The 12,573-nt window shown below is 68.5% G+C and carries 10 protein-coding genes; 9 read left to right on the forward strand and 1 reads right to left on the reverse strand.

What is annotated here, in order from left to right; all coding sequences use genetic code 11:
* Positions 1-425 precede the first annotated feature (425 nt).
* A complete protein-coding gene (locus EF387_RS39125; protein ID WP_128381066.1) occupies positions 426-977 on the forward strand; it encodes a GNAT family N-acetyltransferase in 552 nt (183 codons plus the stop codon).
* Between the two features lie 105 nt (positions 978-1,082).
* Here EF387_RS39125 and EF387_RS46875 read toward each other — a convergent pair whose 3' ends face one another.
* Complete coding sequence (locus EF387_RS46875; RefSeq protein WP_155589812.1) at positions 1,083-1,793, reverse strand: SCO2400 family protein; 711 nt, start codon at positions 1,791-1,793, stop codon at positions 1,083-1,085.
* Positions 1,794-2,167: 374 nt separating this feature from the next.
* On the opposite strand from EF387_RS46875, the gene EF387_RS39140 reads away from it, so the two are divergent.
* The 8 genes from EF387_RS39140 to EF387_RS39175 all read left to right on the forward strand — a co-directional run bounded on the left by EF387_RS39140 (position 2,168) and on the right by EF387_RS39175 (position 12,544).
* A complete protein-coding gene (locus EF387_RS39140) occupies positions 2,168-3,325 on the forward strand; it encodes a mandelate racemase/muconate lactonizing enzyme family protein (RefSeq protein WP_128381378.1) in 1,158 nt (385 codons plus the stop codon).
* Positions 3,322-4,326 carry a zinc-dependent alcohol dehydrogenase gene (locus EF387_RS39145; RefSeq protein WP_128381379.1) on the forward strand — a complete coding sequence of 335 codons (1,005 nt, stop codon included), beginning with the start codon at positions 3,322-3,324 and terminating at the stop codon, positions 4,324-4,326. Before EF387_RS39140 ends, EF387_RS39145 begins: the two co-directional genes overlap by 4 nt.
* Positions 4,327-4,491: 165 nt before the next feature.
* Positions 4,492-5,457, forward strand: a complete 966-nt coding sequence (locus tag EF387_RS39150) for a hypothetical protein (protein WP_128381380.1) — start codon at positions 4,492-4,494, stop codon at positions 5,455-5,457.
* A 147-nt stretch (positions 5,458-5,604) separates the two neighbouring features.
* Positions 5,605-6,717: a multiple monosaccharide ABC transporter substrate-binding protein gene (gene chvE / locus EF387_RS39155; protein ID WP_420802676.1), complete on the forward strand. Its 1,113-nt coding sequence runs from the start codon at positions 5,605-5,607 to the stop codon at positions 6,715-6,717.
* 39 nt (positions 6,718-6,756) lie between these two features.
* Positions 6,757-8,307 carry a multiple monosaccharide ABC transporter ATP-binding protein gene (mmsA, locus tag EF387_RS39160; protein WP_128381381.1) on the forward strand — a complete coding sequence of 517 codons (1,551 nt, stop codon included), beginning with the start codon at positions 6,757-6,759 and terminating at the stop codon, positions 8,305-8,307.
* Complete coding sequence (mmsB, locus tag EF387_RS39165; protein ID WP_128381382.1) at positions 8,304-9,548, forward strand: multiple monosaccharide ABC transporter permease; 1,245 nt, start codon at positions 8,304-8,306, stop codon at positions 9,546-9,548. Before mmsA ends, mmsB begins: the two co-directional genes overlap by 4 nt.
* A 77-nt stretch (positions 9,549-9,625) precedes the next feature.
* Positions 9,626-10,708 carry an aldose epimerase family protein gene (locus EF387_RS39170; RefSeq protein ID WP_128381383.1) on the forward strand — a complete coding sequence of 361 codons (1,083 nt, stop codon included), beginning with the start codon at positions 9,626-9,628 and terminating at the stop codon, positions 10,706-10,708.
* A gap of 195 nt (positions 10,709-10,903) precedes the next feature.
* The gene (locus EF387_RS39175) at positions 10,904-12,544 is read left to right on the forward strand and encodes a pyridoxal phosphate-dependent aminotransferase (protein ID WP_128381384.1); all 1,641 of its coding nucleotides are present in this window, start codon (positions 10,904-10,906) and stop codon (positions 12,542-12,544) included.
* Positions 12,545-12,573 lie beyond the last annotated feature (29 nt).

The raw sequence follows: 12,573 nt of genomic DNA on the forward strand, positions 1-12,573 counted from the left end.
CCGCTCGAGCGCAGCCGAGAGTGGGGGAGAAGTCGAGAGCTTGAGGGAGCGTGCTCTGGGGGTACTCCCGGCCGGAGGCTGGGGAAGTGCCGGGCGGAAGTCCTCGTACTGGATGTACTTGGGTTTCGCCCGGTGCGGCGAGTGGAGGTCCCCCTGCTCGGAGAGCTTGGGGGAGCGTGCATGGCGTCGCGCGGCAGACGGGAATGTGACGACAGGGCCCAGGGCCGGTCTGGGGTTGTGATCCGGATCAGGGAGCGGGGCGTGGTGCGTGCGATCGCAAGCCGGCGCCCCCGGCGTCGCGACGGGGCGCACGTTGCCCGATGGGGCCCCAGGGAGCACATGGGCACGTACACCCGTGCCGGTCACCGGGCGGGAGCGGCACGGATCCGACGGACCGCCATCGACAGGCCTGCGAGGATCCCCGCGTGAATGATCTACGTGTCCGCCCGGCAACCGAGGCCGATCTGGCCACCCTCGTCCGCCTCCGCGACGACGCGGCCCGCTGGATGCTGGCCCGCGGTATCACCGGGCAGTGGCGGCCCGGGGAGCTGGACGAGGACCACTTCCGCCGGATCATGGCGCATGGCGAGGTCTGGCTCGCACAGGCCGACGGGCGCGTCACCGGGGCGTGGGAGCTGTGGTGGGAGGACGAGGCCGCCTGGGGTACACAGCCGCCCGTGGCCGGGTACGTGCACCGACTCATGATTGACCGGGGCACCGCCGCGCGCGGTACGGGCCGGCTGTTGCTGAGGGCCGCGGAACGCCGAGTGGCCGCGGCGGGACGGACAAGGGTGCGCCTGGACTGCCTGGCAGGCAACGCGCGCCTCAACGACTACTACCGGGACGCCGGTTACCGCGTTGTGGGCCGCAAGGAGGGAAAGCCGCAGCCGGGCGGGGCGCCGAAGTCCTTCACGCTGCTGGAGAAGGAGCTCCGGCCCACCGGCCCCAAGCCCGGCGCTCGGTCACAGGTGCCCTGACCGAGCGTCAGCCGGCCAGTGGGCACTTCGGCCGGCCACCGACGCCCGGCCAGTGTGCACTTCGTTCGGCCATCGGCCGGCCGCCCCGACGCCCGGCCGCCGCCGTCAGGTGCACCACCACAGGAAGCGCTTGCAGGTCTGCGTGGGATCGGGGGTCGGGACTGGGGCGGTGGAGGGATCGTTCGAGGTCGGGGTGGGCTTCGGCTTCGGTGGTGCGGAGGACGGGCGCACCGTCCGGGCGGGGGGCGGTGCCGCGGGGGCCGTCGTCGACGGGCGTTTCGACGGCTCCTTCGTCGGTGACGCGGTCTTCGTCGGCGTCGAGGCCGACGGGGATCCGGAGGAGTCGCCGGAGACACCACCCGGGACCGCGCTCGAACCGGGCTCGGGCACACCCGCGCGGGCTCCGCCGTCCGCGGTGGCCGACGCGCCCTCGTCCGCCGCCGCCGCGTTCCTCGACTCGTCCCCGGGTGCCTCGCCGCCCAGCTCCACCAGCCCCAGCCCGCCCGCGGCCAGTACCACGCCCGCGCCGATCAGCAGCACGGCCCGACGCCGCCGCCGGTGCACCGCGGCCCGCCGGTCGCGCCGCTCGGCCCGCCCGCCCCGCGCCGTCTCCGGCGCCCGCCGGCGCGCCCGCCGCCCGTCTCCGGGTGCCCCGCCGTCCGTGGCCGAGGCCGTCCGGGCGGCGTTCTCCTTGCTCGCGGCCTCACGCGCGGCGACCTCCTCGGCGTAGGCGCGAACGGCGTCGACCGGTGTGCCGCACCCCGGGCAGGCGAGGGCGCCGTTGAGATGTCGGGCACACGGGTGGCAGTAGTCCATGAAGCCGGAAGATTAGATTCCTCACAGGTGGGGTTCCTAGTCGGCGCTGTGAATGTTGTGTAGGGAACCTGACGATTCGCCACTCCGCGGTCGCACGACACCCCTCCAGGCCTTGTCCCGCAAGGCTCTTGAGGCGAGAACCGCACGCGCCCCGCACCGGCTCCCCACGCGATCCACCCGTGCCCGAGTCGAGTCCCACCCGGGTCCCGGAGCGGGTTCCGGGCGCGCCCGCGCGCGCGATCACCCCACGTCCGGGGAACCTGCGTGCGTTCAACCCATTGACACCCCCGCCGCCGCCTCCTTAGTGTCTGCCCAGCATTTCGAACGTGTGACGAAATTTCGAACAGCATCGACGAGCACAAGGGGCAACTGCCGTGCGCATCACGGGAATCAGCACGCACGTGGTCGGGACACCATGGCGCAACCTGACCTACGTGCAGGTGCACACCGACGAGGGCATCACAGGTGTCGGCGAGACCCGCATGCTGGGCCACACCGACGCGCTCCTCGGTTACCTGAGAGAGGCAGAGGCCAACCACATTCTGGGCTCCGATCCATTCGCTGTCGAGGATCTCGTTCGCCGCATGAAGTACGGCGACTACGGCCGCGCCGGCGAGATCGTGATGTCCGGCATCGCGGTGATCGAGATGGCCTGCTGGGACATCAAGGGCAAGGCCCTCGGGGTGCCCGTCTGGCAGCTGCTCGGCGGCAAGGTCACGGACAAGGTCAAGGCCTACGCGAACGGGTGGTACACCACCGAGCGCACGCCGGAGGCGTACCACAAGGCCGCCCAGGAAGTGATGGCCCGTGGTTACAAGGCTTTGAAGATCGATCCGTTCGGAACGGGACACTTCGAACTCGACCACGAACAAAGCCTGTACGCGGTCTCCCTCATCGAGGCCGTCCGGGACGCCATCGGACCGGACTCCGAGCTGATGCTGGAGATGCATGGCCGGTTCTCGCCGTCGACCGCCGTACGACTCGCCAAGGAGCTGGCCCCCTTCAAGCCCGCCTGGCTGGAGGAGCCGGTCCCGCCGGAGAACCTGAAGGCGCTGGAGAAGGTGGCCGCGAAGGTGGACATCCCGGTCGCCACCGGTGAGCGCATCCACGACCGCATCGAGTTCCGCGAGCTCTTCGAGAGCCAGGCCGTCGACATCATCCAGCCCGATGTCGGCCACATCGGAGGCATCTGGGAGACGCGGAAGCTGGCCGCCACCGCCGAGACCCACTACATGCTCGTGGCGCCGCACAACGTGGGCGGCCCCGTGCTCACCGCCGCCTCCCTCCAGGTCGGCTTCACCTCCCCGAACTTCAAGATCCTGGAGCACTTCAACGACTTCGCGGACGCGGAGATCAAGAAGGTGATCAAGGGCGCGCCGCAGGTCGTCGACGGCTACTTCCACCTCTCCGACGCCCCCGGCCTCGGCGTGGAGCTGGACACCGACGCGGCGGCCGAGTTCCCGCAGCAGCAGGCCCGCTTCGACCTGTGGGCCGACGGCTGGGAGCAGCGCAAGCCGAAGGGCACCAAGTGAGCACCGCGGTCGTCGTCGAGGCGCCGGGCGAGCACCGGCTCACCGACCACGAGCCCCGGGACCCCGCGGCGGGCGAGGCGCTCGTCCGGGTCCACGCCGTGGGCATCTGCGGCAGCGACCGCGAGGTCTACCAGGGCAACCGGCCGGAAGGGTACGTCCGTTACCCGCTCACGCCGGGCCACGAGTGGTCCGGCACGGTGCAGGCGGTCGGCGCGGGAGTGCCCGCCTCACTGGTGGGCCGCAAGGTCGTCGGCGAGGGCTTCCGCAACTGCCAGGTGTGTGACCGGTGTCACGCGGGTGAGACGACGCTGTGCACGGACGGGTACGAGGAGACCGGTTTCACCCAGCCCGGCGCCATGGCGACCACCCTCACCCTGCCGGCCCGGCTGCTGCACGTCCTGCCGGACGACGCGGACCTGACCGCCGCGGCCCTGCTGGAGCCCGCCGCCTGCATCGCGGCGGCGGCGCTGAAGGCGAACGCACGGCCCGGTGAGCGGGTCGCGGTGGTCGGCACCGGCACGCTCGGCATGTTCGCGGTCCAGTTCCTCGCGGCGGGCTCCCCCGCCGAGCTGCTGGTGGTGGGCACCCGCCCGGACCGCGAGCGGATGTCGCTGGACTTCGGTGCCACCGCGTTCCGCACCCGGGACCAGGAGATCCCCGGCGACTTCGACGTGGTGATCGAGACGGCCGGCTCGGCCTCGGCCGCGCGCCAGGCCGCCGCCCTGCTGCGGCGCGGCGGACGGCTGGTCCTCACCGGCATTCCGGCACCCGGAGCCGAGGGGCTCGACCCCACCGACCTCGTGGTGCGGCAGCTGGAGGTGCACACCGTGTTCGGTGCACCGCCGGACGCCTGGGCGCATACAGTACGTGTGTTCGGAGCGGGTCTGCTGACCCCGCTGCCGCTGGTGACGCACGAACTGCCGCTCGCGCAGTTCGCGCACGCCATCGAGCTCGTGGGATCCGGCGACCCGAAGGTCGGAAAGGTTCTGCTCCGCCCGTGAGAGCGCACGGCCCGCAAGACCCGCAAGCCCCCTAAGCAATGTCCTCCTCCCCCCAAAAAAGCAGTACGCCGGTACGGGACCCCTGACACCCCGTACCGGCGTACACCATCCAGCACGAACCATGTCCGACATGCCGAACGAAGCCGAACGAGAAGGACTGCTCCTGTGACCGCTCCGTCACCCACGGGCCCGCGCCAGCCCGGTGAGCCCGCGCTCACCGCGCTCGGTCTGGGCGCACCCGAACCCTCCCCCGCCGACGCCTCCCCGCACACCTTCCCCGGCGGCGGCCGCTGGCGCACCGAGGTGCCCTCGTGCGAGGGGCCGGAGGCGCTGGCCGTGGTCCTGAAGGAGGCCTCGCGCCTCGACGTGCCGATCCACCGGATCAGCCAGGGCAGCGGCGTGTGGATGCTCACCGACGCCGAGATCACCGAGATGGTCGAGGCCACCGCCGAACGGGACATCGAACTGTGCCTGTTCACCGGCCCGCGCGGCACCTGGGACACCGGCGCCTCCGTACGCACCGACTCGCGGGGGGCCGGGCTGCGTGCGCGGGGCCATGACGCGGTGGCCGGCTGTGTCGAAGACGCCGTCCGGGCGACCGAGTTGGGCGTCAAGTGTCTGCTGGTGGCCGACGAGGGCGTGCTGTGGACGCTGCACCGGGCCCGGGTGCAGGGCATCATCCCGGCCGACACCACGCTGAAGGTCTCCGCGCTGATCGGTCCGGTCAACCCGGCCTCGTACGCCGTTTACGAGCACCTCGGAGCGGATTCGGTCAATGTTCCGAGCGACTTGACCATGGATCACCTCACGGAGATCCGCCGGGTCAGTGCCGCGCCGATGGACATGTACATTGAAGCTCCCGACGATCTCGGAGGCTATGTACGGATGTACGAGGTCGCCGAGCTGATCCGGCGCGGCGCCCCGCTGTATCTGAAGTTCGGCCTGTCAAAGGCGCCCGGTATCTACCCTTATGGGGCTCATATGCGGGATGTGACGCTGGCTACCGCGAAGGAGCGAGTGCGGCGCGGTCGGCTCGCCATCGACCTGCTCGCGCGACACGGGGCGGATGGCGAAATGGCGCCGCTGGGTTCCCGACTGCCTGGCACGCTCAGGCGATTCGACATTCCCTGATAACGCTTCGGATAAACCCCCTTCACAAAAGACCACAGAGGCGCGCACAATCCCACACGACCTCTTCAGGTCTTGAACACACGTCTCGCCCACGTGAGCGTCTCCCTCGGCAGCTCGGGCAACGCCCCACCATCAAGGATGATGATCATGCGCAACCGTAGAACGGCCCTCACCGCCATAGCCGGTGCCGCCTCCCTCGCCCTGACCCTCACCGCATGCGGCCAGAGCAGCGAGGGCGGCAGCAAGGATGATGGCGGGAGCACCAAGGGCGCCACGATCGGCATCTCGATGCCGACCAAGTCCTCCGAGCGCTGGATCGCCGACGGCAAGAACGTGGTCGCGGACCTGGAGTCCAAGGGCTACAAGACCAAGCTGGTGTACGGCGAGGACGACCCGGACCAGCAGGTCGGTCAGATCGAGAACCTGATCACCCAGGGCGTGAAGGGCCTGATCATCGCGGCCATCGACAACAAGTCGATGAACAACGTGCTCCAGCAGGCCGCCGAGGCCAAGATCCCGGTCATCTCCTACGACCGCCTCATCCTCGGCACCGAGAACGTCGACTACTACGCCTCGTTCGACAACGAGAAGGTCGGCGAGCTTCAGGGCGGCTACATCGTGGAGAAGCTCGGCCTGAAGGACGGCTCCAAGAAGGGTCCGTTCAACATCGAGCTGTTCGCCGGCTCCAACGACGACAACAACACGCGTTACTTCTTCGGTGGCGCGATGAAGGTCCTGCAGCCGTACATCGACAAGAAGCAGCTCGTCGTCAAGTCCGGCCAGACCGAGCTCACCCAGGTCACCACGCTGCGCTGGGACGGTGCCAAGGCCCAGAACCGCATGGAAGAGATCCTGACGTCGGCGTACAAGAAGGACCGTGTCGACGCGGTGCTCTCGCCGTACGACGGCATCTCCATCGGCATCCTCTCGGCGCTGAAGTCCGACGGCTACGGCTCCAAGGACAAGCCGCTGCCGGTCGTCTCGGGCCAGGACGCCGAGGTCGCCTCGGTGAAGTCGATCCTCGCCGGCGAGCAGTCGATGACCGTCTACAAGGACACCCGTGAGCTCGCCAAGGTGGCCTCGAGCATGGTCGACGCGGCGCTCAACAAGAAGAAGCCGGAGACCAACGACACCAAGACGTACGACAACGGCAAGAAGGTCGTGCCCGCCTACCTGCTGGAGCCGGTGAGCGTCGACAAGGCCAACTACAAGCAGGTGCTGATCGACGGCGGCTACTACAAGGAAAGCGACCTGAAGTAGTAGCGAACCGTCGAATCACAAGGATTGGAAGGCACGACCATGGCGGGACCCGTCCTGGAAATGCGCTCGATCGTCAAGACCTTTCCCGGCGTCAAAGCGCTGTCGGACGTCACGCTCACTGTCCAACAGGGCGAGGTCCATGCCATCTGCGGTGAGAACGGCGCCGGTAAGTCGACCTTGATGAAGGTCCTCTCCGGCGTCCACCCGCACGGCACGTACGAGGGAGACATCCTCTTCGATGGAGAGGTCTGCACGTTCAAGGACATCAGGGCCAGCGAGCAGCACGGCATCGTGATCATCCACCAGGAGCTGGCCCTGGTGCCCTACCTCTCCATCGCGGAGAACATCTTCCTCGGCAACGAGCAGGCGACGCGCGGCGTCATCAGCTGGAACGAGACGCTCAAGCACGCCACCGAGCTGATGCGGCGGGTCGGTCTGACCGACCATCCGAACACCCGGGTCGCCGACATCGGCGTCGGCAAGCAGCAGCTCGTCGAGATCGCCAAGGCGCTCTCGAAGAAGGTGAAGCTCCTCGTCCTCGACGAGCCCACCGCGGCCCTCAACGACGAGGACAGTGACAAACTCCTGGACCTGATCCTGGAGTTGAAGGACCACGGCATCACCTCGATCATCATCTCCCACAAGCTGAACGAGATCCGCAAGGTCGCCGACTCGGTGACGATCCTCCGCGACGGCCAGACCATCGAGACCCTCGATGTGAAGGCCCCGGAGACCACCGAGGACCGGATCATCAGCGGCATGATCGGCCGGGACCTCGACCACCGCTTCCCGGAGCGCACCCCGCACCAGGCCGAGGAGGGCGCGGCGCCGGCCCTGGAGATCCGCAACTGGACCGTGCACCACCCGATCGACCAGCAGCGCAAGGTCGTCGACGATGTGTCGATCAGTGTCCGGCGCGGGGAGATCGTGGGCATCGCGGGGCTGATGGGCGCGGGTCGCACCGAGCTCGCGATGAGCGTCTTCGGGCGCACCTACGGCAAGTACGCGGGCGGGTCGGTCCTCAAGGACGGCAAGGAGATCCGTACCAAGACCGTCCCCGAGGCGGTCAAGCACGGCATCGCCTACGTCACCGAGGACCGCAAGCACTACGGGCTGAACCTCATCGACACCATCAACCGCAACATCACGCTGAGCGCCCTGCCGAAGGTCGCCAAGCGCGGTGTGGTCGACGGCCATGAGGAGCGCAAGGTCTCCGAGGGCTACCGCAAGTCGATGAACATCAAGGCCCCGACCGTCGACGAGCCGGTGGGCAAGCTGTCCGGCGGCAACCAGCAGAAGGTCGTCCTCAGCAAGTGGATCTTCGCGGGTCCCGATGTACTGATCCTCGACGAGCCCACGCGCGGCATCGACGTCGGTGCCAAGTTCGAGATCTACACGGTCATCGACAAGCTGGCGGCCGAGGGCAAGGCGGTCGTCTTCATCTCCTCCGAGCTGCCCGAGCTGCTCGGTATGTGTGACCGCATCTACACGATGGCCGCGGGGCGGCTGACCGGTGAGTTCTCGCGGGCCGAGGCCTCGCAGGACTCGCTGATGCGTCAGATGACGAAGGACAAAGAGGTAACACGATGAGCACGGACGTAACCGCCAAGAGCCCGGCCCCCGCGCCGCCGGGCAAGAGCGGAACGGGTACGGGCGACGGCCTGTTGAAGCTGATGGTGGACGGCCTGCGCAGCAACATGCGCCAGTACGGCATGCTGATCGCCCTCGGCGTGATCGTGGTCCTGTTCGCGGTGTGGACGCAGGGTGACCTGCTGCTGCCGCGCAACGTCTCCAACCTGGTGCTGCAGAACAGCTACATCCTGATCCTGGCCATCGGCATGATGATCGTCATCATCGCCGGCCACATCGACCTGTCGGTCGGTTCGATCACCGCGTTCGTCGGTGGTGTGGCCGCGGTACTGATGGTCAACAACGACATACCCTGGCCGCTCGCGGTCCTGATGTGCCTGGCGATAGGCGCCGCCGCGGGAGCGGCACAAGGGTTCCTGATCGCCTATCTCGGCATGCCGTCGTTCATCGTCACCCTCGCCGGAATGCTCGTCTTCCGCGGTCTGACCGAGGTCTTCCTCGAGGGCCAGACCATCGGCCCGTTCCCCGAGGGTCTGCAGAAGGTCGCCAACGGCTTCCTGCCCGAGGTCGGCCCGAACACCAACTACCACAACCTCACCCTGCTGCTCGGCCTCGTCCTGATCGCGGCCGTGATCTGGCAGGAGGTGCGGGACCGCAGGCAGCAGGCCCAGTACTCGCTGGAGGTGCTGCCGGCCAGCCTGTTCGCGGTGAAGCTGGCCGCGCTGAGCGCCGCGGTGCTGGTCTTCACCATGCTGCTCGCCAGCTACAAGGGCGCCCCGGTGGTGCTGCTGATCCTGGCCGCACTGCTGGTCGGCTTCGGCTACCTGATGCGCAACGGTGTCATCGGCCGTCACGTCTACGCGATCGGCGGCAACCTGCCCGCGGCGAAGCTCTCCGGTGTCCGGGACAAGAAGGTCATCTTCCTGGTCTTCCTGAACATGGGCATGCTGGCGGCGCTGGCCGGTCTGGTCTTCGCGGCCCGCTTCAACGCGGCCTCCCCGAAGGCCGGTCTGAACTTCGAACTCGAGGCCATCGCGGCGTCGTTCATCGGCGGCGCGTCGATGAGCGGCGGTGTCGGCACCGTCCTCGGCGCCATCATCGGTGGTCTGGTCCTCGGTGTTCTCAACAACGGTATGAACCTGGTCGGCGTCGGCACCGACTGGCAGCAGGTCATCAAGGGCCTGGTGCTCCTCGCGGCGGTCGGCTTCGACGTGTGGAACAAGCGCAAGGGCACTTCCTGAGCTGAGCCGTCGCCGGGCCGTGAGCCGGGATTGAGTCAGCCGTAGTGGTACGGGGGTCCGAGAGGGCCCCCGTACGCATGTCAGGAGTCATGGGGATGGAAGGCAGGAAACCTGTGAAAGAAGTCTTCGGCACCCTGGCCGACGGCACCGAGGTCCACCGCTGGTCGCTGGAGAACGGCGGCACCCGGCTGAAGGTGCTCTCCTACGGCGGTGTCGTCCAGTCGCTGGAGATCCCGGACCGGGACGGCCGGTACGCGAACGTCTCGCTCGGCTACGGCGACATCGAGTCCTATGTGTCCGGCTCGGCCTTCTTCGGCGCCACCATCGGCCGTTACGGCAACCGCATCGCGGGCGGCCGCTTCACCCTGGACGGCGTGACCCACGAACTGGCGGTCAACGAGGGCGCGAACACCCTGCACGGCGGGGCCGCGGGCTTCGACACACAGCTCTGGGACGTCGAGGAGTTCACGTCCGGCTCCGATGTCGGGCTGCGGCTGCACCGCACCAGCGCCGACGGCGAGATGGGCTTTCCCGGCACGCTCGTGGTGCGGGTCACGTACACGCTCACCGAACACGGCGACTGGCGCATCGACTACGCGGCCACCAGCGACCGGGCCACCGTGGTCAACCTCACCAACCATAGTTACTTCAACCTCGCCGGCGAGGCGTCCGGGTCGGTCCACGAGCATGAACTCACCCTGGTCGCGAGCCGTTTCACGCCCACCGACGACCGGCTGATCCCGACCGGGGAACTCGCCGACGTGGCGGGCACCCCGTTCGACTTCCGGGAGGCGAAGGCGATCGGCAGGGACATCGGCGCTGATCACTCCCAACTGGTGGTCGCGGGCGGGTTCGACCACAACTTCGTGCTGGACAAGGGCATCACCGCCCACCCGGAGCACTTCGCGACCCTGCGTGACCCCGGGTCCGGTCGCACGATGAGGATCGCGACGACGGAGCCGGGCGTGCAGTTCTACTCGGGCAACTTCCTGGACGGCGGTCCGGCGGGCACGTCCGGTCTCCCCTACCGGCGAGGCGCCGGGCTCTGTCTGGAGACCCAGCACTTCCCCGACTCCCCCAACCGCCCGGCGTTCCCTTCCACGGTGCTGCGGCCGGGCGAGACCTACCGGTCGACGACGGTGCACAGCTTCGGGCACTGAGAGCCGGTGTCAGATCCCCGGCCGGGGATGTGACACCGCTCTGCGGCCCTGCCGACGTGGAAATCGCCCCCAGGGTTCCGCTCACCTGCCAACACACACATCATTCACACGGGTTGAACAGCGTCACACCTGCCTCCGTATAAGAGGGCGGCCCGCGCATCCCCACGCGGCCCCCCACGGACAAAGGCAGGGTTCATGGCAGGAAACGTCACCTCGCTGTTCCGCAACACTGCGGCACACAGCCCCTCCATGGCCGCCCTCGCACGCGAGAGCGACGGTGTGGGGCCGGTCGACTTCTGCATCCCCTGCAACCCGTACTTCCCCACCGCGGGGATGATGGACGAGCTCTCGCACAAGTTCAAAGAGATCATCACGTACTACCCGAGCAGCACCGACACCATCACCGCCGAGCTGTGCAACCTGCTGCGACTGCCGCCGTCCTGCGTGGCGATGGGCAACGGTTCGACCGAACTCATCACCTGGATCGACCACCTGCTGGTCCGTGAGTCGCTCGCCATCCCCGTCCCCACCTTCGGCCGCTGGACCGACCAGCCGCTGGAGACCGGCAAGCGCGTCGACATGTTCCCGCTCCCCGAAGGCAGCGGCTTCGCCCTCGACCCCGCCGCGTATGTGGAGTTCATACGGGCCCGGGGGACGCGGGTCGCGGTGATATGCAACCCGAACAACCCGGACGGCGGCTTCCTCCCCAAGCAGACCGTCCTCGCCTTCTGTGACGCGCTCGCCGATCTCGACCTGATCGTCATCGACGAGTCGTTCCTGGAGTTCGCGGACGCCGAGTCAGAGGCGAGCATCGTCGAGGACGCGATCCTCAGGCCGAACGTGGTCGTACTGCGCAGTCTCGGCAAGAACTTCGGTCTGCACGGCATCCGCTTCGGTTACATGGTCGCCAACCCCGCGCTGGCCGGCCGGGTGCGCTCCATGCTGCCGAAGTGGAACCTCAACGCCATGGCGGAGCACGTGGTGTTCATGCTGAAGAACCACATGGCGGAATACCAGGAGAGCCTGCACATGGTCCGCCGTGACCGGCTCGACATGGCCCGCCAGCTCTCCGCCCTGCCCGGGCTGACGATCTATCCGTCGCAGGGCAACTTCCTCTTCGTGCGCCTGCCGGTGGGCGCCGAAGGCACGCAGGTCCGGGACCAGCTCCTCACCGATCACCGGATCCTGGTCCGCGAGTGCGGAAACAAGATCGGCTCGTCAAGCCGCTTCCTGCGGCTCGTAGTGCGCCCCCAGACGGATGTGCGTCGCCTGGTGTCCGGTCTGGAGCAGGTGCTCTACGGGAACGCGAACAGCGCCGCGGGAAGGGAAGCCGCGGCCGTGCCCGAGCTGGGCCGAGGGACCTACAGCTCGGGTACGGCAGCGGTGGATCGCCTGGTCAGCGCCACCAACGGGGGCGGTATGCCGGGCCTCGCCCAGCAGGCCCAGGCGCTGGCCCAGGGCGCGGTCGCCATGCAGGCCCAGCAGCCCATGCAGGCGATGGCCGCGCAGACCCCGGCCGGGATGACCACCCAGGGCCAGGCCATGGGGATGGCCGGGCAGCCCCAGGCGATGGGCAGCCAGGGTCAGGGCATGGAGATGGGCGGTATGGGTGGCATGGGTGGCATGGGCGGCATGGGCATGGGTCAGCAGCAGATGCCGCAGCAGCCGATGGGCATGCCCGCTCCCGGACAGAGCCAGTCCCTGGGACGGGGTCTGACGGCCGCTCAGGTCCGTGGTATGACCCAGCCGCCGCTCCAGCCCGCGATGCAGCCGCAGCCGCAGCCGCTTCCCCAGCCGCTCAACTGGCCCGCGGCGGGCGCCAGCCGGGCCGGCTGAGCCCGGGCCCTCCACGACGTCTCTTCCCG

The sequence above is a fragment of the Streptomyces cavernae genome (genome assembly GCF_004023625.1).
In the GTDB taxonomy this organism is placed as follows: domain Bacteria; phylum Actinomycetota; class Actinomycetes; order Streptomycetales; family Streptomycetaceae; genus Streptomyces; species Streptomyces cavernae.